Here is an 18,618-nt window from a genome sequence, read left to right as displayed (position 1 = left end):
TAGGGCGTAGCGCCGAGACTCTCTCTAGTTCCATTTTCTTATTGGAGAGAGTCTGTGACGCGACATGTTGCTCTGCTTGCCTACCCCGACTGCCAACTGCTGGATGTCAGCGGCCCTTGGCAGGTTTTTGCCAGCGCGAACGCGCTGAGCCCTCAGCCGCTGTACCAGTTGACGCTCGTGGCCGAGGCCACGGGGCCCGTGTTGACCAATAGCGGCTTGGGCGTCCTTGCGACCCACACCTACCAACAGCTCCCTCAATTACGGCCGTTGGATACGCTGCTAGTGTCAGGCGGCAGCGGCGTGATGCAGCAGCGAGACGTCGCTGCCGTCAAGCAAGTGCTGTGTGAGATAGCCCCCGACGTCAGACGGCTTGGCTCCATTTGCTCCGGGGCGTTCTTACTGGCTGAGGCTGGCTTGCTGGACGGCTGCCGTGTGACGACCCACTGGCGGCATGCCCAGCAATTATCGGAAGAGTACCCGGCGCTGTGGGTGGAGCCCGATGCGCTCTATATCGAAAGCCATGGCCGGTATACCAGCGCTGGGGTGACCGCCGGCATTGATCTAGCGCTATCGCTGGTGGAGGCCGATCATGGTGCAGAGCTCGCGGGACAGGTGGCCCGAGAGCTAGTGGTATTTCTACAGCGCCCTGGCGGCCAGTCCCAGTTCAGTGAGGTATTGCGTCGTCAGCAGTCGGCAGGGCCACTGCGCCGTCTCTTGGACCGACTGCATGCCGATCCCAGCGAAGCCGTCGACCTGGAGAGCATGGCCGAACAGATGGCGGTTTCGCCACGTCATCTGACACGGCTATTCAAGCGGCATTTAAACACCACGCCGGGCGCGTATGTGACGCAGCTACGCTTGGAACAAGCCCGGTTGGCGCTGCTCAACGAGCGAGAACCACTCTCCCTGGAGCGTCTTGCACAGCGCTGGCGGCTGGGTGGTGCCGAACAGCTGCGCCGCCAGTTTCAGCGCTACTACGGCGTCTCCCCCTCGGTGTATCGCCAACGCTTTGCCTCTTCCCGAGCCGCTGTCAGTCAAGAGGACCGCTCATGCCCGTAACCGTCTCTCTCTTGTCACTGTGCCAAGCGTTACTGGTGACCGGCAATGTGCTACTGATCGGTATCTCGCCGCTGATCGGCGCGTCGCTGGCGCCTAGCGCCGTATGGTCGACGGCTCCCGTGGCGACGCAATGGCTCGGCCTAATGTGCGCGACCATTCCAGCCTCGCTGATCATGGCGCGGTTGGGCCGTAAACGGGGCTTTATGCTGGGCAACCTCGTGGGGCTGGTGGGGGCTCTGTTGGCCGCGCAGGCGCTGATCGGCGAGCGGTTTGGGCTGTTTTTATTTGCGACCTGGTTAATCGGCGTGGGCATTGGGTTTGGTCAGCTCTACCGCTTTGCCGCCGTTGAGGCCGCGCCAGCGCCACTGCGCGACCGAGCGATTGGGTTGGTGATGGGAGGCGGTGTGCTAGCGGCGTTTGCCGGGCCGTGGCTGGCAAGGGCAAGCCGTGAGCTGGGCGAGGTGCCGTTCTTGGGGAGTTTCATCGGATTGGCAGCGCTTTACTCACTGGCTCTGCTGGTGTTGATAGTGACTCGATTACCGCCCGCATCCCGAACCCACAGCGAAGGTACGCCACTGCCGCTGGGTAAGATACTCCGCCAGCCGGGATTCATCGTGGCGGTGAGTGCCGCGATGGTGGGGTACGGGGTGATGAACCTGGCGATGACCGCCACGCCGCTGGCCATGGAGAGTGCGGGGCACCACTTTCACCATGTCTCGATGACCATTCAGTGGCATGTCGTGGCGATGTTTCTGCCCTCCTTCTTTACCGGCCACTTGGCCGCTCGCTTCGGCGCCAAGCCAGTCATCGTCGCGGGGTGTTTGCTGCTGGTGGCCAGCGCGATGGTGGCTCAGGGGGAACTCGGCTTGGCCGGTTTCAACGTGGCGCTGGTGCTGCTTGGGCTGGGCTGGAACTTCACCTTCCTGCCCGCCACGGGCCTACTCACCGAGAGTTACCGCCCGGCGGACAAAGCGCGCACCCAGGCGGCCAACGAATTTTTGGTGTTTGGCACCGCTGCTTGCACTGCCCTGTTGGCAGGCCCTCTGGTCAGCGGTTTAGGCTGGGCAACGCTCAATCTGGTGCTGATGCCTATCTCACTCGTGCCCGTGGCGGTACTCCTGTGGCAGCGGCGCTCGCGCCTCGCCGATGCTTAAAAGTCTCCCGGCGCGCACTGTAGGCAGGTCAGCCCGAGTGCGCGCCACTGGGCGACCACGGCGTCGCGATCGTCCAGCACGAGCCAAGGGGCAAAGCCGTCGCGGTGCATTTGATTCAGTAGCGCCGCTTTCACCTCTTCGTCATCCACATGGTCATCACCTTCTGGACGCAGGTACATGGCGTCGAAGGGGATTTCATGGCGAGTAAGCCATGTGTGGGTGTGCGCTCTATGGCTGTCGGGGCGGCCGCTGCAAATGACGATCTGCTGGCCTTGGGCTTTTAGCAGCTTGACCAGCCGGGCGACGGGCTCAATGACCGGCGCGTTGGCCATGTGGGCGAAAAAGGGATCCCACTGTTTGGCGGGACCCAGTACCCATTCGTGGACATCGGCAGGATGAAATTCGGCCAGCGTGCCGTCGACATCGACAATGACTGCGTTCATAGAGATATTTCCTACGGTGTTAACAGGGGCGAAGAGAGCACTTTCGTCTGCGCTTCGACGTCAAGCGAAGGCTGTGTGATGAGCCGTGTGCCCAGCAGGTCACGCCAGGCGGACTCAGCATCGGCATGGAGCGGCGTAAAGAGCGGTGCCACTTGGACCGCTTGGAGCTGGTGGGCCAGGGCTACCAAATGCGAGGCGCGCAAATGGACGTTCCAGCGTTGCCAGAGCACCTCGCCCGCCGCGAGCTGTTGGCGACGCTGCGGCGTCAAATAGCCGGTGTGCAGCAGACGATGATGCGGCCAGTCGGGCGGATCATCGTCACGGTCGCTGACCAGCCAAAGCGCCGGATGGCGGGCATTGGGGCGCTGCAAAAGCGCCTGGATAGCCGCGTCCAATCCTTTTCGGCGAAGGTCATTGGGCAGCGCGAGTAGGGCGGCCAGGTTATCGCGAATGATCGGGTCAATCGCCAAAGGAAGGTGGCGTTGGTCCGCCTCTTCCGAGAGCCATAGCGCCATTTCCAGGGCACGCCCCGTTTCCGGTACCGGCAGCACCAAAGGGTGGTCCAACGCCTTGCCAATGGCGTGGATGCACTGCGCTTGGGGCTGGTCGTAGCGGCCATAGGAGGCATCTAGCAGCGCCGTGTGGGCGGGTGGGGGCGCATCGAACGGAAACAGGCGCGACTCGAAACAGGCATCGCCACTGTAAAAAATACCGCCCGCGTCGTCGAGATGCAGCCAGACGCCGCCCAGCGAATGCCCCGCTTGACCGGTGGTGACCGCAATGCCTTCAACGTCAAGACGGCCCCGATAGGGCAGCGGCTGCCACGCCCGCTGCGGGGGTAGCGTCTTGGCGACTAACGGCGTGCAGTAAAGCGGTATCTGCGCGGGCAGTTCCACGACGCCGCCAATGTGGTCCACGTGGTCATGGCTGATTAACACGGCGTCCACGGCGAGCCCCTGTGCCCAGGTAACCGGCTCGCCGGGGTGCAGTGCGCCGCCGGCATCCAGCAGCAGGCGTTTGCCTTGCGCTTCGACCACGATGGCCGCGGGCCCTTTGTCGCCCAGCCCGCTGAGGATTTGAATCGTGGCGCTCATTGGTCAGGCTCCAGGCACCAGCCTTCCAACAAGCGCACCGCGACGTGCTGGCCCTCGTTGAGCGCCGTGTGATGATAGGCCAGCAGCGCTTCTCCCGTGGCTAAGCGCAGGTGTAGCTCATAGCGTTCACCGCGAAAGGTGAGCCGCTCCACGCATCCGGTTAAGTCGTATGGGCTAGGCGAGTGCGCGGACGACGGTGCAGGGGAGTGTGCCTCAATACGGATATGTTCAGGACGTACCAAAACGGGCTGAGTGCGCGCCGTGAGCGGCGCGGCCAAGCCTTGCATCAGTGCTGACTCATCCAGCCGCTGGCCCGGGGTACCGCCTGCGACCTTTAGCTGACTGCCTTGGCCAATGAACTGAGCGACCCACTCACTGCGCGGCGCTCGATAGAGCGTTTCAGGCGTTGCCCACTGTACCAGCGCGCCGTCACGCATCACCGCAATGCGATCCGCCATTGCCATGGCTTCGCTTTGATCATGGGTCACGTACACCATGGTGGCTTGGGTGCGGCGGTGGAAGTCGACAAAGCTGTGCTCCATAGAGGCGCGCAGGTTGCGGTCCAGGTTGGCGAGCGGCTCATCGAGCAGCACTACGTCTGGATCGGTGACCAAGCAGCGCGCTAACGCTACCCGCTGGCGCTGGCCACCGCTGAGCTCCTGTGGAGCGCGCTGGGCGTAGGGAGTAAGCGCAACCTGCTCCAGCGCGTGAGCGACCCGGCGCTGATACTCGCTGCCCTGAACGCGGCGAAGTTTCAGCGGGTAGCCCACGTTGTCGGCCACGCTCATGTGCGGCCATAGCGCGTAGGACTGAAACACCATCGCCATATTGCGCTGCTCAGGAGGCATGTGATGCTGGTCGCTGGCGAGGAGGGTGCCGTTGAGTGTCAGGGAGCCGCTACTGATCTGCTCGAACCCGGCCAGCATCCGCAGCATGGTGGTTTTGCCGCAGCCGCTGGGGCCGAGCAGGGCGACGAATTCGCCAGGGGCTATCTCCAGCGACAGATCATCCACCGCCCGGTGATCGCCAAACTGCTTGGTAACACGATGAATCGCTAGCCCTGCCACGGCACGACTCCTTTAGGTAAACGGGGGGCCAGCAGGCTGAGCGATAGCATCAGCGTGGCGACCATGATCACCACCAGCACGGAAACGGCCGCTGCCAGCACGCTCTCGCCGCCCTCGTCCAGGTTGAAAATCAGCACGCCCAGGGTTTCATTCCCGGCGCTCCAGAGCAGCGCGGAGACGGTCAGTTCGTTCACCGCCAGCAGAAACACCAGCAGCCCTCCGGCGAACAGCGAGGGCGCCATTAGCGGAAGCAAAATGGTGATGAGCCGACGCCAGGGGCCCGCGCCCGCAAGCTGAGCAGCTTCTTCCAGAGAGGGATCTAGCTGGGCCAAGCTGGCGCTCACCGGTTTCAGGCAGACCACCAGAAAGCGCGCCAAATAGGCCACGAAAATCAGCCCGAGCGTGCCGTAAAGCGCTAGGTCGATAAACGGTAAGGGGCGTACGAATAGTAGAATGCAGGCAATCGCCAGCACCACGCCGGGCAGCGCGTAGGGCAGCTCGATGGCGCTCAGGGTGAGCTGCTGCAGGCGAGGGGGAAGCCGCTGTAAACGGTAGGCGAGCGGCAGGCTGCAGAGCATGAGCACCAGCGCGGCACCGCCCGCCAGCCAAAGACTGTTACTCACTGCCCGCCAAGTGGCGCCTTGACGACCGATCACTTCGTGGTAGGCATCGAGCGTGACGGTGTCAGCGCTAAGCGGCACGCCCATCGCCGGTACCAAAGAGCTCACCACCAGAGCGGCCAGCGGCGCGACCAGGATCACCATCAGGACGCCGACCAGCAGAGCCGTGACCAGCGGGCGATAGCGGCCTAGCAAAAAATCGTGGGCGCGACCGCTGTGGCCGCCTAACCCAAAGCGGCTGCGGTTCATCCAGTACTGCTGCAAGGCCACGCAGGCCAGTGCCAGGACGCCGATCAGCATCGAAAGCGCCGCCATCTCTGCCAGCACGCCGGTGCCCAAGCTGGCCATGCGTTGATAAATCAGCGTGGGTAGCACGTAATAACCGGCCGGAATACCGAGCATCGCGGGAATGCCAAAGTTACCCAGGCTGGAGATGAACGCCATGGCGGCTCCCGTCACCAAGCCGTGGCGGGTGATGGGCAAGATGATATGGCCCCACACCTGAGCCTGTCGCGCGCCGCTGATGCGGGCGGCTTCGATCAATTCGCGGGGTAGCGATAGCAAGGAGGTGCGTAGCGCCAAAAATACCAGCGGCGCACTCTGGATACCTAGCAGCAGGGCAATACCCTCTGCGGAGTAGAGCGGCTGCGGGCTACCCAGGGGCGGCGCCATACCGATGCTCTTCAATAGCGGGCTGGCCGGGCCGAATAGCTGCAGCCAGCTCAGCGCGGTGACCTGGGGCGGAATCATCATGGGCAGCATGAAGCAGAACACCAGCCACGCTTTGCCGCGAATGTCCGTCAGGGTGATCACGAAGGCGAACAGGCTGCCCAGCACCAGAGCGATCAGCATACCCAGGCCCGAGGTATACAGGCTGTGCCATAACGCACGCCACGTGCTGGCGGTATTGAGCACTTTCCACAGCGGTGCCTGGCTGCCCTGGCCAAGGTCACTCAATGCTTCGACGAGCAGACGCACACTGGGCGCGAGGCTGAGCAGAACGACGAGCAGGGTGATCAGGCTAAGCAGCCAGCGGTGCTGGCTGCCAAGGTTGAGCGAAGGGGTCATGATTAGCCGCCGAACAGATCGCTAAAACGCTGCTTGAGCGTCTCTTCCTGCTCGAGTGCCTGTTCGATATCCACCGGCATGAGGTCGATGCTGCTCCGCTCAGGGAAGCCCTCAGGCGGTGTCACGTCCGGGTGAGCAGGCAGGTAACCCTGCTGGCTGACCAGTGTTTGCCCCTCTTGGGAAAGCACGAAGTCGACGAATTTTTGAGCGGCGTCCAGGTTCTCGGCCTCCTGCATGATGGCCACGGGCTCGGTAACGGCGCTCACGCCCTCTTCAGGAAACACGAACGCCACGGGCGAGCCTTTCGCGGCTTCGCGGATGGGTAGAAAATCCACCACGATGCCGTAGGGCTTGGTGCCCGCGGCCACGGCATTGAACACGCCGCCGTTACCGCCCTGGGCTTCCGTGCGGTTGGCTTGAAGCGCTTCGTAGTACTCGAGTCCTAACGCTGGATTCTCCGCGATGGCTGCCATATGAATCAGCGCTGCGCCGGAGTACAGCGGACTAGGCATGGTGACGAGGCCTTCATATTCAGAGCCGGTCAGATCTTCCCAGCGCTTTGGCTGCTGCTCGGCGCCGGTGTTGTACACGATACCGGTGGTGATGAGCTTGGTGCCGTAGAAGTAGCCCTCCGGGTCGTAAAGCGCTTCGTCGTAGGCGTCGCGCTCGGGGCTGAGGTAGGGCTGTAAATGGCCCTCTTGTTTCAGCGAGGTCATGGTCATGCTGTCGGCAATCAGCAGCACGTCGGGGTTGCTGACACCGGCAGCAAGCTCCGAGCGCAGCCGTGTCATCAGGCGTGTGGTGCCGTCGCGCACCCACTCCACTTCGATGTCTGGATAGGCGGCTTGGAAAGCATCGACCGTTTGCTGGGCATCGCTATTAGGCTGGCTGGTATAGAGCACCAGCTTCTCATCAGCGAACGACGAGGTGGAGAGGGCAATGCTTGCGAGAGTCACGGCGGAACACAACGAGCGCTTCAACATCGAGAAAACCTCCAGTAGGTGAACAGTCACCACACTACTGTCATCGGCTTACAACATCGTGACACTACGCTTTCGTTTGATAGCGAAAAGCTTTCGCTAGCGGGAATGGTTTTTTCGTTTTTCCAATGGAAACGATAAAAGGAAAGGTGGCGCGGTATGAACGTGACAGAGAGGCGGCGTGCCGTATTAGCGCACGTGCGAGAAGAGGGGCGGCAAACGCTCGCGGCGCTGGCCCATCATTTTGGCGTCTCCGTGCAAACCCTGCGTGGGGATATTCGCGTCTTGGCTGAGCAGGGGCTGATTTTACGCCGTCACGGCGAAGTGATGCCCTTTCCCGACCAAGAGAACGTGGGCTACGACCAGCGCCAAATCGTCAATCAGGCGGGCAAACGACATATTGCACGTCAGGCCGCCTCGTTGATTACGCATCACCAATCGCTCTTTCTGGGGACGGGCACGACGGTCGAGCAGTTAGCCGATTCGCTGCACGACAAGCAGGGCCTGCAGATCATGACCAATAACCTGCACGCCTTGATCAAGCTATGCGCGCTGGAGTGTGAGCTGGTGGTGGCCGGCGGTCGGGTGCGCCGCCGCGACCAGGACGTGATTGGTGGCGACGCGTGGCGCTTTTTTCAGCGCTACCGGGTGGATGTCGGCATTGTCTCCGTGGGCGGTATGGATAGCCACGGCCAGCTTTACGACTACAACGACGACGAAGTGATGGCCCGCGAGGCCCTGCTGGCCCATGCGGCGTACCGCATTCTCGTGTTGGACAAGACCAAATTCGACCTGCCGCTACGCTGTGCCGCCGGGTCCCTGGCAGATTATCACGCCGTCATCACCGACAGCCCCTTGCCCGACCGGCTGAGAAGCCCGTTAGCTGCCCAGGGCGTTCGCTTCATGAGTGGCGTTAGGCATCGTGCTGCTCGTCGGGCAGACGTTTGAAATAGACGTAGCGATGCAGGCGGATCGCTGGGCGTATCAACAGTTGCACGCTACCAATGACGAAGAGCCAAACCCCAGCGGTTTGTACTGCACCCTCGTAAAAAAAACAGACGCTACCGATGACGAACCAGATGCCGATTAGAAAGTCGTTGACGATACCGAGCACCTCATAACGGCGGTGAATGACCAGCTCTTCGCGGCCCATGGTAAAGGTGAGATCACGCTCTGACGAGACGGTTTGTCGGGCCATGTGCGCTCCTTTGTGAAAAAAAGAAAAATTTAAACCACTTTCTTGAATTGCAGTTTTTAGATAGTTGTAAGAGGACATGAAAATAGATTAACTAGTGCTATTAAGCGAGCGCTGACGGCTGTCATGATCGTCTGGCAACATGATGGCAAGTTCTCGTATCTGCAAGATTGAGAAGCGCAGTTTCTTCGCGAGGTGTGAATGACCAGTGACTCTTTTGCTAGCACCATTGAGCACGAGTTATCCCACCCTAAATGGCATCTGCGTTTTTCGCGCGCGCTAGAAGCTCGTTTCGAGCGCGACACCCAGCCGCAGCGAAACCGCAATATGGTCGTCGCGGGCCTGATTGCGGCACTGATCTACAGCCTGTTTCTCATTAACGATTACAGCTTTCGCCCAGAGGTGTTTTGGCTCTCTGTGCTGATCAGAGGTTTCGTCGTTCTACCGTTTGGCCTGCCCATCTTGTGGGCGGTTTATAAAGGCGTCTCGGGAAGCGCGCGCGAAACCATGATGGCAAGCACGGTCGTCGTCGGCATGGTGGCATCGTGCTTGATCTCTGTATCGTCGAAGTCGCCTTACTCTTATCTCGATATTTTTTCGTTTGGCCTTATTTTAGTCGTTGGGAATATTCTCTATTCACTGCGCTTTTCCTATGCCCTGGGGTCGTCGCTGTTGAGCGTGGCGATTATGGTGTACTTCGTCATTGGCTACGACCCGATGCCCACCGAGGTCAAGAGACTGGCGATTTTCTCGATCTGTGCCAAAGCGGTATTCACCTTGGTGGCCAATTACCGCCTGGAAGCCAGCGAACGCAAAGCCTACTTGCTGTTGCTGCGCGAAACCCATCGGACCGGGCATGCGCTGCGCAGTAATGCGGAATTGTCCAAGTTGTCGTTGACCGACCCGTTGACGGAGTTAGCCAACCGCCGCCAGTTCGATGCGCTGTTCAACCACTATTGGCAGCAAGCCGTGGAGGAGCGTGCCACGGTAGGCCTGATGGTGATCGATATCGACTGTTTCAAAGCTTATAACGACTACTACGGCCATTTGCAGGGCGATCACTGCCTAAAAAGTGTCGCCAGCACGCTAGCTACCCATGCGAGCAGCGCCTGCGTGGTGGCGCGCTTTGGCGGTGAAGAGTTCGTCGTATTGAGCAAAGGGCAGCCGCATCAAGCGGTGTTGGATCAAGCCGAGCAGCTGCGCCACTCGGTGGAAGCGCTGCAGCTACCCCACCTGGGCCGGGTCGCGCCTGATTATGTCACCATTAGCGTGGGTGGGGCGGTGCTGCAGCCCACTGTGGGCGTGAACGCCTCTCAGCTATTCAGAGCTGCCGATCAGGCGCTTTACGAGGCCAAGCGACAAGGGCGTAACCGCGTGGTGATGATCAGTTCACCGGATGCGCTGAGCGGCGATGGCTTAAGCATATCCATTCAATAGCCAATGGCATGGACATCCAGACGGTTCTTCCAGTCCCTTTTACTCTGCAGGGTGCATAGCCGCGGGTGGCATGCGCCACCCGCGGCGCGGGGTTATACCGCTTGCGCTCTAGGAAATGTGGGGGATTTTTCAGCCATGGGAAGCTGGTAAACGTTGTTGCTGGTTCGTGGCAGCACAGGGGCGGATGCCTGAGTGTTCGTGACCGGCATGAACGCGTGGGCGCTGTGGGCCAGGTAGTTGACCTCGCGAGAGAGCACGTCGACGGCGTTCAGATACGCATCCATGCTGGCGGCGCTCTCTTGAGTTCCTCGGTCGATCTGGGAAATGGCCTGACTGATCTGCGCGATGCCCTCGCTTTGTTCTCGAGCGGCCGCACGAATCTCCTCCATCAAGTCGTTGACGTTATGGCTGGCCTGGCGAATGCGCCCCATGGCATCGCCCGCCGAGCCGGCTTTATGCTGCCCGGCTTCGATGCGCTGACGCGCGGTCTCGATCAGCGTTTGTACCTGATGGGCGGCTTCCGCAGACTGGCGTGCCAGGCGGCGTACCTCTTCGGCTACCACCGCAAAGCCACGGCCATGCTCACCGGCGCGCGCCGCTTCCACCGACGCATTCAGCGCCAAGATGTTGGTTTGGAAAGCAATGTGATCGATCGTTTTGACGATGCCCGCCATGTCTTGAGACGTCGCCGTGATGCCGTCCATCGCTTCGGCCAGCTCATGCATAATCGCCACCGCGTTATCGACTTCGCTGACGTTACCCACCGAGGCCTGGCTGGCAAGCTGGGCGTTGTCCGAGCTTTGCCGCACGGTCGAGGCGATTTGCTCTGCACTAGCGGCGGTTTGCTGCACGGCTGAGGCCTGCTGATCCACACGATGGCCCATGGCTTGGTTGTGGTGGGACAGCGCTTCCACCGAGGGCATGACCTGGGCAATACGCTGGTCCACATCGCCAATCAGCGCTTCGAGCGAGCGGCGCATGAAATTCATGGTGGCGAGCGTGTTATCCATGGCGACATGGCCGACCGAGGGCACCTGCGCGTTGAGATCCCCCGCCGCGATTTGCAGCGCGAAGTCGTTGGCCTTGTGTAGAAAGCGCCGGAGTCGGCGCGCCTGACGCCACTGATGAAGGCTCAACAGTAAACCCGTGGCCAACACCATGGCGAGCAGCGGGGCGAGCACGCCGTTGGCAACTTGGCCGCCCAGCCACCAGGTGCTGGCTAGCATCAGCATGCCGGTGGCGGCCAAGGTGTACAGCACGCCCGATACGTTGGCCAGCCGAGGCGCCCACCAGGTGGCGCTCGCTAGCCGTTTTAGCGGGTTGCGGGCCATGACTTCGCCATGCTTGATCGTAAAGCGTCCCTGATTCTCACGCATATCGCGGTAGATGTGCTCGGCATTCTCGACGTCAGCCTGGGAGGGTTTGACACGGATCGAGACGAATCCGGTCACTTTGTCGTTTTCCCGAATGGGCACGACGTTGGCGCGTACCCAGTAGTGGTCGCCGTTCTTACGCCGGTTTTTGACCAGGCCGCTCCAGTACTGACCCGCTTTCAGATCGCTCCACATATCGGCGAACACGGGCGACGGCATGTCTGGATGGCGCACCATGTTATGGGGCGAGCCCACCAACTCGTCGTACTCGAAGCCGCTGATCTCGACGAATCGATGATTGGCGTAGGCGATGTAGCTGCTGTTGTCGGTTTTGGAAATCAGCACATCATCGTCACGGAGAGGATGTTCCACCTGGGTCACGGTGCCATTGTTTTTCATGATGGAGTACCTGATGGGATTGGTCAGGTATTCACTATAAAACTAGTACAAAAGTTGTCCATTGAGCGGTTTCCTGTTTAACATTTCTTTGCAACTGTCTCCGCAACCGTCTTCGCAACCACCGCCGCGCCCATCGACGGGGTTGACCGTGTCTCCGGCAGCGAATTGACAACGCTAACGGGGTATGACAAACACGACTTCATTTTGTGCGAGGAAGCAGCGGTGGCAAACGAGCAGACGTATCGAGCGCTAGCAGTGGAGACCCTGGGGCAGCGGCTAGGGGAAGTGGAGGCCGTCGCTAGCCGCGTGGGGGGAGATCCTGCCGAGTGGCGCATCCGTGAGGTGGGCGACGGCAACCTCAACCTGGTATTCATCGTCACCGGCAGTGCCGGAAGCGTGGTGGTCAAGCAGGCGCTGCCCTACGTGCGCATGGTGGGCGAGAGCTGGCCGCTGCCGCTCTATCGCGCCCACTACGAGTACTTTGCCCTGGTGCGCCAAGCCGCGCGGGCGCCCGGCGTGGCGCCCGAGGTGTACTACTTCGACAAGCCCCAGGCGCTGATCGTGATGGAGTATCTGCATCCGCACGTGATTTTGCGGCGCAAGCTGATCAGCGGCGAACGGGTAGAGAAGCTGGGCGCTACGTTGGGTGAGTTCTGTGCGCGCACGGCGTTTCGCGGCTCGGAGCTCTCCATGGCGAGCCCGGACAAGAAAGCCGACGTGGGGCTGTTCTCTGGAAATGTTGCGATTCCCGCGATCACCGAATCGTTGGTGTTCACCGACCCCTACTACGGCGCGGAGATGAACCGCCATACGCCGGAGCTATCGCCCGTGGTGGATGAGCTGCGCCGCAACGCCCGCCTGAAGGCCAAGGTGCAGCGGCTGTTGATGAAGTTCACCTCGAACACCGAAACCATGCTCCACGGCGACCTGCACTCCGGCTCCATCATGGCCACCGACACCAGCGTGCGCGTCATCGACCCCGAGTTTTCCCAGTACGGACCCATGGCATTCGACCTGGGCATGGCCGTGGCGAACTTCTTCATGGCCTACTTCAGTCAGCCAGCCCACCGCAAGGAATACGAGCTAGACGCCTACCAAGCCTGGATTTTAGCGGTCATCACCGAGTGCTTTACCCGCTTCGACGAGACGTTTCGCCATCTCTGGCAAACCGAGCGCACCGGCATTCTATTCCCCAGGTCGCTGTTCGAAGACCAGGGCAACAGCGCCGACGACGCCTGCGATGCGCTACTTGAAGAGATTCGTGAAGATGCCCTGGCCTACTGCGGCATCGAAATGCACCGCCGCGTGCTCTCGCTGGCCCACAACGCCGACTTCGAAGAGATCGAAGACACTGGCTTACGCGCCGAGTTGGAAGCGCGCAACGTGTTGATGGGGCAAACGCTGATCATGGAGCCGGAAGCCTACTGTGATCTCAACGCACTGGCAGAGCTGGCCAAAACGTTTAACCAGAAAGCGGTGTTGTAAGCGCACAACAAAAGAGGCCGCGTTAGTGCACAAACGCTAACGCGGCCTCCTACTATTCACGACTGACCATTCACTATTTAACCGTTAAAGCTGATCCAAACGATCGAACTTCCCGGCGATGTCGCTTTCGGTCCAGTGGGGGACCCAGCCTTCCACGTTGTCGAAGAAGCGCAGTGCGGTAAATTCCGGTTCTGGCCCCATATCGAACCAGTGCGGGGTGTTGGCGGGCACGCTGATCAGGTCGTTGCGGGTGCAAAGCACCTGATACACCTTGTCGTCGATGTGCAGGCAGAACAGCCCCTGGCCTTTGACGAAGAAGCGCACTTCGTCTTCATGGTGGCGGTGCTCGTTCAGGAACTTCTGGCGCATGGCGTCTTTTTCGGGGTGGGTCGGCACCATGTGCAGCACGTCGACGGTTTGGTAGCCGCCTTTGGCTTTGACCCGGTCGATGTCCTCTTGGTAGAGCGCCAGAATCTCTTCTTGGGTGGCATCGTCGGCAATCTCGCCTGGGGTTGCCCAGCGCTCGAACAGTACGCCTACCTGGTTTAGCTCAGCGGTAATCCGTTCGCCGTCGGTGGTGTCGATGAGGGCATCATGGGGATTGTTATCGGCAAATACTTTGAGTTGTGACATCGTAAGCTCTCCTTGAAAGTGACGAGACAGAAACGTTACAGGTGGATCTCGTCGAAACGGGTGACGCACGGATGGCGGGTGCCCGCCTGGGTACCTTCACGCACCAGCTGTAGCGTTTGCATGCCCGCCTGCTGGGCCGCGTCCAGCTCTTCGACCACATCCGACAGGAACAGTACCGACTCTGCAGGTAGATCGAGCGCCTCGACAATGCGCTGATAGGCCGCGGCCTCACGCTTATGGCCAATATGGGTGTCGAAATAGCCGCTGAACAGCGGGGTCAAATCGCCCTCATCGCTATAGCCAAACAGCAATTTCTGCGCCTGCACCGAGCCTGACGAGTACACATACAGCGCCTTGCCTTCCGCCTGCCACTGGCGCAGGGCTGGCGCGACATCCGCGTATAAATGGCCGGTGAAGTCGCCGCGCTGGTAGCCGTCGGCCCACACCATGCCCTGCAGGGCTTTGAGTGGGGTCACTTTCTGGTCGGTATCGATCCAGTGCAGCAGCGTCGCAATCACCGCTTCCAGCGTGGCCTCGGGGTCCTGCATATCTCTGCGCACAGCGTCTAGCTGCTCGGCCACTGCCGGTGCCTCGGCGTTTTCGCACAGAAAGTCGGGCAGCTTGGCGTAGGCGTAGGGGAACAACACGTTATGGACGAAATTGATATCGGTAGTGGTGCCTTCGATATCGGTCACGATGGCGCGAACGGTTGATTGACTCATTAGGACCACCGGCTCTCTTCCAGTACACAGGCAAGTAAGAATTCAATCGCTTCCAGGTGACGGCGGCAACTGGCGATACTATCGCCCACGGCGTAAATGCCGTGGCCCCCGACTAGAAAACCCCAGGGCATCGGCCAGCCTTGGCGAACGTGCGCGGCCAGCTCCTCCATGTCCTGGGAGTTGGGCACCACCGGCAAAAGAATCGTCGCATCATGGGTCACGTTGCCCGCCAACGCCTTTTGCATCTCGAAGCCGCTTAGCTCGATACCTTCCGGAAAGCGCCGCGACAGCACGGTGCTGGCCACGGTGTGGGTATGCAGCACGCAGTGGATGTTCGGGTCTAGCCGGTACAGCGCGGCGTGTAGGTCGCTTTCGGCGCTGGGTTTGCCGCTACCCTCCAGTACGCGGCCTTCCAGGTCGCAGTGCAGCAGATCGTTCGGCTGGAGTCGGGTTTTATCCCGCCCGGAGGCGGTGACTATATAGCCCGCCTCGGTACGCGCGGAAAAGTTGCCGCCGGTGGCGGGCGTCCAGCCTTGCTGCGCCGCCCAGGAGATGGCGTCCAGCAGTTCGGTGTGTAAGGTGTTCATCGGGTCAGCATCGCCTCGTCTAGTGGCGGCCATTCTATATGATAAGCTTCGCGCCTGATAAGCCGCGCGCCGCGTTCTCCGGTTCAAGACCTCAAGGAGCCCTTCATGGTCAATTTACAGTCACGCAGTTTACGGGTGTATGCCGACGCGCTCGAATATTTGGACCAGACTCGGCTCCCCCAGGCCGAAGAGTGGGTGCGCTGCGACTCTCCCGAGGCGTGGCAGCACGCGGTCAAACGCCTTGCCATTCGCGGGGCGCCGCTGATCGGCTTGAGCGCCGCCTTTGTATTGGCCCAGTACGCGGCGCGTCATCCGCAAAGCGAGTGGCAGTTAGTGAGCGACCGCTTACGGGCAACGCGGCCGACGGCGGTGAACCTAATGTACTGCCTGGATGCCATGGAAGCCTGTTTTGCCCAGGGCGCGGACGCCCTGGCCGAGCGCGCCCAAGCGCTGTTCGAAGAGGACCGCGCGCTGTGTCAGCGCATGGCCGAGCGGGGCGCTGACCTGCTGGCCTCCGGCGACCGGGTGCTGACCCACTGCAACACCGGCGCGCTGGCCACGGGGGGCGTAGGCACCGCGATTGGCGCGCTGGCCATCGCCAAACAGCGCGGCGTGGCGCTGCATGTTTACGTGGATGAGACCCGCCCGCTGCTCCAGGGTGGCCGTTTGACCGCGTGGGAAATGGCCGATTTAGGCATTCCCTACCAGCTGATCACCGACAGCATGGCGGCCAGCCTGATGGCGGCGGGCAAGGTGGATAAAGTGATGGTGGGGGCGGATCGCATCTGCGCCAACGGCGACTTTGCCAACAAAGTGGGCACTTACATGCTGGCGGTAGCGGCACACTACCATCAGGTACCGTTCTACGTGGTGGCCCCTTACACCACGGTCGACCCCGCCTGCTCGACCGGCGCGGCTATTCCCATCGAGCAGCGCGATGGCGCGGAGGTGCGCGGTGCCGCCGGCGCGTTTGGCGAGGTGGTGTGGGCGCCCAGCGATGCACCAGTGTGGAACCCGGCGTTTGATGTGACCCCTGCCTCACTGGTCACCGCCTGGATTCTGGATACCGGCGTGTTCGACGCCGCCGCCATTGCCCAGGGCGAGCATCTGCGAGGATGGCGCTAACCCTTGGCGGCCAGGGATGCCCGCACGCAGTGCAGTATCGAGTAATCCACACGCCCCTCCAGCGCTTCGAACACCACTTTCAGCCCCTGGCCTGGAAACTGCTCGAAGGCGGCGTGAATCTGCGCCAGGGTCGCTGGGTCCAGGTTGACCACCTCTTCCAGGGCCAGTGCGCCGCCTTGAATGGCATCGCTCAAGTGGCGGTAGATGGTATTGGTGGCTAGGCCGCGCTGCTTGGCGACTTGTTCGGGAGTGAACCCCTGTCGCAGCAGCGTGGCGGATTCCATGGCGCTATTGCCGATGTCGGAGAGTGTCTCGGTCTCATTGGCGTGCGCCAGTACCACCGCCAGAAATCCTTCACCGTAATCGGCCAGCTTGCGTGCGCCGATGCCCGAGATGGCGCCCAGTGCCTGCAGCGTTTGCGGTTTTTGTGCGACCAGCTCGGCCAGGGTGGCGTCGTTGAAGATCACGTAGGCGGGCACGCCCTGGGCATCGGCCAGCGCCTTGCGATGCTGGCGAAGCGCTTCCCACAGTGCGCCGTGGCCCTTGGCGGCAGATGCCCCTTTGGCTCCGCGCCGCGCTGGCTTGCTGGGTTTGCGCAGGGTGAGACGTTGCTCGCCGCGCAGTAGGGGCCTGGCGTTGGCGGTGAGCTTGATCGCGCCATGGCCCTCCATGTCGACGCTCAAATAGCCGCTGGCGATCAGCTGACGAAACAGCGCTTTCCACTCGCTGGCGGTGAGCTCCTGGCCGATGCCGAAGGTGCTCAGGCTGTCGTGGCCAAAGCGGCTGATACGTTCGTTGCGTTTGCCTAGTAGTACATCCACCAGATACGTCACGCCAAAGCGCTGTTCAGTGCGGTAGACACACGACAGCGCTTTCTGTGCGGCCACGGTGGCCTCCCAGGTGTCAGGCGGAGTGAGGCAGTTATCGCAGTTGCCGCAGGGTTCATCTAGCGAATCGCCAAAGTAGTGGAGCAGCGCCTGACGACGGCAGCTGATAATCTCGCAGAGCCCCAGCATGGCATCGAGCTTCTGTTGCTCGATGCGCTTCTGCTGGTCGGCGGCACTGGAGTCCTGCTGCATCTGGCGCAGGGTGATCACGTCCTGAAGGCCGTAGGCCATCCAGGCATCGGCGGGCAGCCCGTCGCGTCCGGCGCGGCCGGTCTCCTGGTAGTAGGCTTCGATGCTTTTGGGCAGGTTGAGGTGCGCCACGAAGCGTACGTCGGGTTTGTCGATGCCCATGCCGAAGGCAATGGTGGCGACGATCACCACGCCATCTTCGCGCAGAAAGCGGGTTTGGTGCTGCTGGCGCTGCTCGGCTGACAGTCCGGCATGGTAGGGCAGCGCGGTGAGCCCCTGGCGCGCCAACCAGGCGGCGGTTTCTTCCACCTTACGGCGGGAGAGGCAGTAGACGATGCCCGCCTCGCCGTCGTGATGCTCGCGGATGAAACTCAGCAGCTGCTCTTTGGCATTGCCCTGGTTTTCAGCGATGTGGTAGCGAATATTGGGGCGGTCGAAGCCGTTGTTGTAGAGCGCGGCTTCCTGAAGCTGAAGATGCTCCATGATGTCGTGCCGGGTAGGCACGTCGGCGGTGGCGGTGAGCGCGATGCGCGGCACGTCAGGAAAACGCTGGTGCAGATGGGAGAGCTGGCGATACTCGGGGCGGAAATCGTGCCCCCATTGGGAAACGCAGTGGGCCTCGTCGATGGCGAACAGCGCAATGCGCGTCTGCTCCAGCAGCATCTGCATGCGCGCCGTGGCCAGCCGCTCGGGCGCGACGTAGAGCAGGTCCAGCTCGCCTGCGCGCAGGCGGTTCTCCACCTCCATCGCCTCATGCATCTCGAGGCTGGAGTTGAGGTAGGCGGCGCGCACCCCGTTCTGGATCAGCGCGGCCACCTGGTCCTGCATCAGCGCGATGAGCGGCGAGACCACGATGGCGGTGCCGGCGCGCAGCAGCGCCGGGATCTGATAGCACAGCGATTTGCCGCCGCCGGTGGGCATCAGTACCAGCGCGTCTCCGCCGCCCGTCACGTGCTCGATGATGGCCTGCTGGGGGCCACGAAAGCGCTCAAAGCCAAAGACGTCTTGCAGTACCTTGAGGGCTGCCGGGTCGCCGTGCATCGCTGCTCTCCTTGTCGTGTGCGTGAAGGAGAATTGTCGCACGAAAACTCGAGTGAGTTG

At 61.5% G+C, this 18,618-nt stretch carries 17 protein-coding genes; 6 read left to right on the top strand and 11 right to left on the bottom strand.

Translation table 11 applies throughout. The annotated features are described in order from the left end of the window. The first annotated feature begins 54 nt into the window (after nt 1–54). Nucleotides 55–1,059 carry a GlxA family transcriptional regulator gene (locus tag GYM47_RS15385; RefSeq protein WP_153843042.1) on the top strand — a complete coding sequence of 335 codons (1,005 nt, stop codon included), beginning with the start codon at nt 55–57 and terminating at the stop codon, nt 1,057–1,059. After that, nucleotides 1,050–2,213, top strand: coding sequence for an MFS transporter (locus GYM47_RS15380; RefSeq protein ID WP_153843043.1), 1,164 nt, complete (start codon nt 1,050–1,052; stop codon nt 2,211–2,213). Before GYM47_RS15385 ends, GYM47_RS15380 begins: the two co-directional genes overlap by 10 nt. On the opposite strand, the gene GYM47_RS15375 is transcribed toward GYM47_RS15380, so the two are convergent. The 5 genes from GYM47_RS15375 to GYM47_RS15355 are packed head-to-tail and all read right to left on the bottom strand — an operon-like array spanning nt 2,210 to nt 7,488. Further along, on the bottom strand, nt 2,210–2,656 hold the full coding sequence (locus GYM47_RS15375) for a phosphatase domain-containing protein (RefSeq protein ID WP_153843044.1): 447 nt from the start codon (nt 2,654–2,656) through the stop codon (nt 2,210–2,212). The genes GYM47_RS15380 and GYM47_RS15375 overlap by 4 nt on opposite strands. Before the next feature lie 11 nt (nt 2,657–2,667). Further along, nucleotides 2,668–3,750 carry an MBL fold metallo-hydrolase gene (locus GYM47_RS15370; RefSeq protein ID WP_153843045.1) on the bottom strand — a complete coding sequence of 361 codons (1,083 nt, stop codon included), beginning with the start codon at nt 3,748–3,750 and terminating at the stop codon, nt 2,668–2,670. Then, nucleotides 3,747–4,817: an ABC transporter ATP-binding protein gene (locus tag GYM47_RS15365; RefSeq protein WP_153843046.1), complete on the bottom strand. Its 1,071-nt coding sequence runs from the start codon at nt 4,815–4,817 to the stop codon at nt 3,747–3,749. Before GYM47_RS15365 ends, GYM47_RS15370 begins: the two co-directional genes overlap by 4 nt. Continuing rightward, nucleotides 4,805–6,505: an ABC transporter permease gene (locus GYM47_RS15360; protein ID WP_153843047.1), complete on the bottom strand. Its 1,701-nt coding sequence runs from the start codon at nt 6,503–6,505 to the stop codon at nt 4,805–4,807. Before GYM47_RS15360 ends, GYM47_RS15365 begins: the two co-directional genes overlap by 13 nt. A 2-nt stretch (nt 6,506–6,507) precedes the next feature. Beyond that, entirely contained in the window at nt 6,508–7,488 is a 981-nt protein-coding gene (locus GYM47_RS15355) for an ABC transporter substrate-binding protein (RefSeq protein WP_139525778.1), read from the bottom strand. Between the two features lie 156 nt (nt 7,489–7,644). Between GYM47_RS15355 and GYM47_RS15350 the strand changes: the two genes are divergently transcribed. Next, a complete protein-coding gene (locus GYM47_RS15350; protein ID WP_153843048.1) occupies nt 7,645–8,433 on the top strand; it encodes a DeoR/GlpR family DNA-binding transcription regulator in 789 nt (262 codons plus the stop codon). On the opposite strand, the gene GYM47_RS15345 is transcribed toward GYM47_RS15350, so the two are convergent. After that, nucleotides 8,399–8,683 (bottom strand): YrhK family protein, encoded by a 285-nt coding sequence (locus GYM47_RS15345; protein ID WP_153843049.1) that lies wholly within the window; start codon nt 8,681–8,683, stop codon nt 8,399–8,401. The genes GYM47_RS15350 and GYM47_RS15345 overlap by 35 nt on opposite strands. Before the next feature lie 198 nt (nt 8,684–8,881). Here GYM47_RS15345 and GYM47_RS15340 point away from each other — a divergent pair, with 198 nt between their 5' ends. Continuing rightward, on the top strand, nt 8,882–10,117 hold the full coding sequence (locus tag GYM47_RS15340) for a GGDEF domain-containing protein (RefSeq protein ID WP_153843050.1): 1,236 nt from the start codon (nt 8,882–8,884) through the stop codon (nt 10,115–10,117). A 92-nt stretch (nt 10,118–10,209) separates the two neighbouring features. On the opposite strand, the gene GYM47_RS15335 is transcribed toward GYM47_RS15340, so the two are convergent. Continuing rightward, complete coding sequence (locus tag GYM47_RS15335) at nt 10,210–11,889, bottom strand: methyl-accepting chemotaxis protein (RefSeq protein ID WP_153843051.1); 1,680 nt, start codon at nt 11,887–11,889, stop codon at nt 10,210–10,212. A 222-nt stretch (nt 11,890–12,111) separates the two neighbouring features. Between GYM47_RS15335 and mtnK the strand changes: the two genes are divergently transcribed. After that, entirely contained in the window at nt 12,112–13,374 is a 1,263-nt protein-coding gene (gene mtnK, locus GYM47_RS15330; protein WP_153843052.1) for an S-methyl-5-thioribose kinase, read from the top strand. A gap of 84 nt (nt 13,375–13,458) precedes the next feature. Here mtnK and GYM47_RS15325 read toward each other — a convergent pair whose 3' ends face one another. Genes GYM47_RS15325 through mtnB form a run of 3 tightly spaced genes read right to left on the bottom strand, consistent with a single transcriptional unit; the run spans nt 13,459 to nt 15,316 of the window. Continuing rightward, nucleotides 13,459–14,007: a 1,2-dihydroxy-3-keto-5-methylthiopentene dioxygenase gene (locus GYM47_RS15325; protein WP_153843053.1), complete on the bottom strand. Its 549-nt coding sequence runs from the start codon at nt 14,005–14,007 to the stop codon at nt 13,459–13,461. A gap of 35 nt (nt 14,008–14,042) precedes the next feature. Further along, nucleotides 14,043–14,729, bottom strand: coding sequence for an acireductone synthase (gene mtnC / locus GYM47_RS15320; protein WP_153843054.1), 687 nt, complete (start codon nt 14,727–14,729; stop codon nt 14,043–14,045). Next, nucleotides 14,729–15,316: a methylthioribulose 1-phosphate dehydratase gene (gene mtnB / locus GYM47_RS15315; RefSeq protein WP_153843055.1), complete on the bottom strand. Its 588-nt coding sequence runs from the start codon at nt 15,314–15,316 to the stop codon at nt 14,729–14,731. Before mtnB ends, mtnC begins: the two co-directional genes overlap by 1 nt. Before the next feature lie 105 nt (nt 15,317–15,421). Here mtnB and mtnA point away from each other — a divergent pair, with 105 nt between their 5' ends. Continuing rightward, nucleotides 15,422–16,441: an S-methyl-5-thioribose-1-phosphate isomerase gene (gene mtnA / locus GYM47_RS15310; protein ID WP_153843056.1), complete on the top strand. Its 1,020-nt coding sequence runs from the start codon at nt 15,422–15,424 to the stop codon at nt 16,439–16,441. Here mtnA and recQ read toward each other — a convergent pair. After that, complete coding sequence (recQ, locus tag GYM47_RS15305) at nt 16,438–18,558, bottom strand: DNA helicase RecQ (protein ID WP_153843057.1); 2,121 nt, start codon at nt 18,556–18,558, stop codon at nt 16,438–16,440. The two genes, mtnA and recQ, sit on opposite strands and share 4 nt — an antisense overlap. Nucleotides 18,559–18,618: the final 60 nt, after the last annotated feature.

The organism is Vreelandella piezotolerans (genome assembly GCF_012427705.1).
Classification (GTDB): Bacteria; Pseudomonadota; Gammaproteobacteria; order Pseudomonadales; family Halomonadaceae; genus Vreelandella; species Vreelandella piezotolerans.
This window is presented reverse-complemented; position numbering and strand designations above follow the sequence as displayed.

Coding starts and splice junctions, on each gene's coding strand:
- GYM47_RS15335 (WP_153843051.1), bottom strand. CDS start 11,889: ATGAAAAACAATGGCACCGTGACCCAGGTGGAACATCCTCTCCGTGAC.
- GYM47_RS15345 (WP_153843049.1), bottom strand. CDS start 8,683: ATGGCCCGACAAACCGTCTCGTCAGAGCGTGATCTCACCTTTACCATG.
- GYM47_RS15360 (WP_153843047.1), bottom strand. CDS start 6,505: ATGACCCCTTCGCTCAACCTTGGCAGCCAGCACCGCTGGCTGCTTAGC.
- GYM47_RS15350 (WP_153843048.1), top strand. CDS start 7,645: ATGAACGTGACAGAGAGGCGGCGTGCCGTATTAGCGCACGTGCGAGAA.
- GYM47_RS15380 (WP_153843043.1), top strand. CDS start 1,050: ATGCCCGTAACCGTCTCTCTCTTGTCACTGTGCCAAGCGTTACTGGTG.
- GYM47_RS15325 (WP_153843053.1), bottom strand. CDS start 14,007: ATGTCACAACTCAAAGTATTTGCCGATAACAATCCCCATGATGCCCTC.
- GYM47_RS15375 (WP_153843044.1), bottom strand. CDS start 2,656: ATGAACGCAGTCATTGTCGATGTCGACGGCACGCTGGCCGAATTTCAT.
- mtnB (WP_153843055.1), bottom strand. CDS start 15,316: ATGAACACCTTACACACCGAACTGCTGGACGCCATCTCCTGGGCGGCG.
- GYM47_RS15340 (WP_153843050.1), top strand. CDS start 8,882: ATGACCAGTGACTCTTTTGCTAGCACCATTGAGCACGAGTTATCCCAC.
- recQ (WP_153843057.1), bottom strand. CDS start 18,558: ATGCACGGCGACCCGGCAGCCCTCAAGGTACTGCAAGACGTCTTTGGC.
- mtnA (WP_153843056.1), top strand. CDS start 15,422: ATGGTCAATTTACAGTCACGCAGTTTACGGGTGTATGCCGACGCGCTC.
- GYM47_RS15370 (WP_153843045.1), bottom strand. CDS start 3,750: ATGAGCGCCACGATTCAAATCCTCAGCGGGCTGGGCGACAAAGGGCCC.
- GYM47_RS15355 (WP_139525778.1), bottom strand. CDS start 7,488: ATGTTGAAGCGCTCGTTGTGTTCCGCCGTGACTCTCGCAAGCATTGCC.
- mtnC (WP_153843054.1), bottom strand. CDS start 14,729: ATGAGTCAATCAACCGTTCGCGCCATCGTGACCGATATCGAAGGCACC.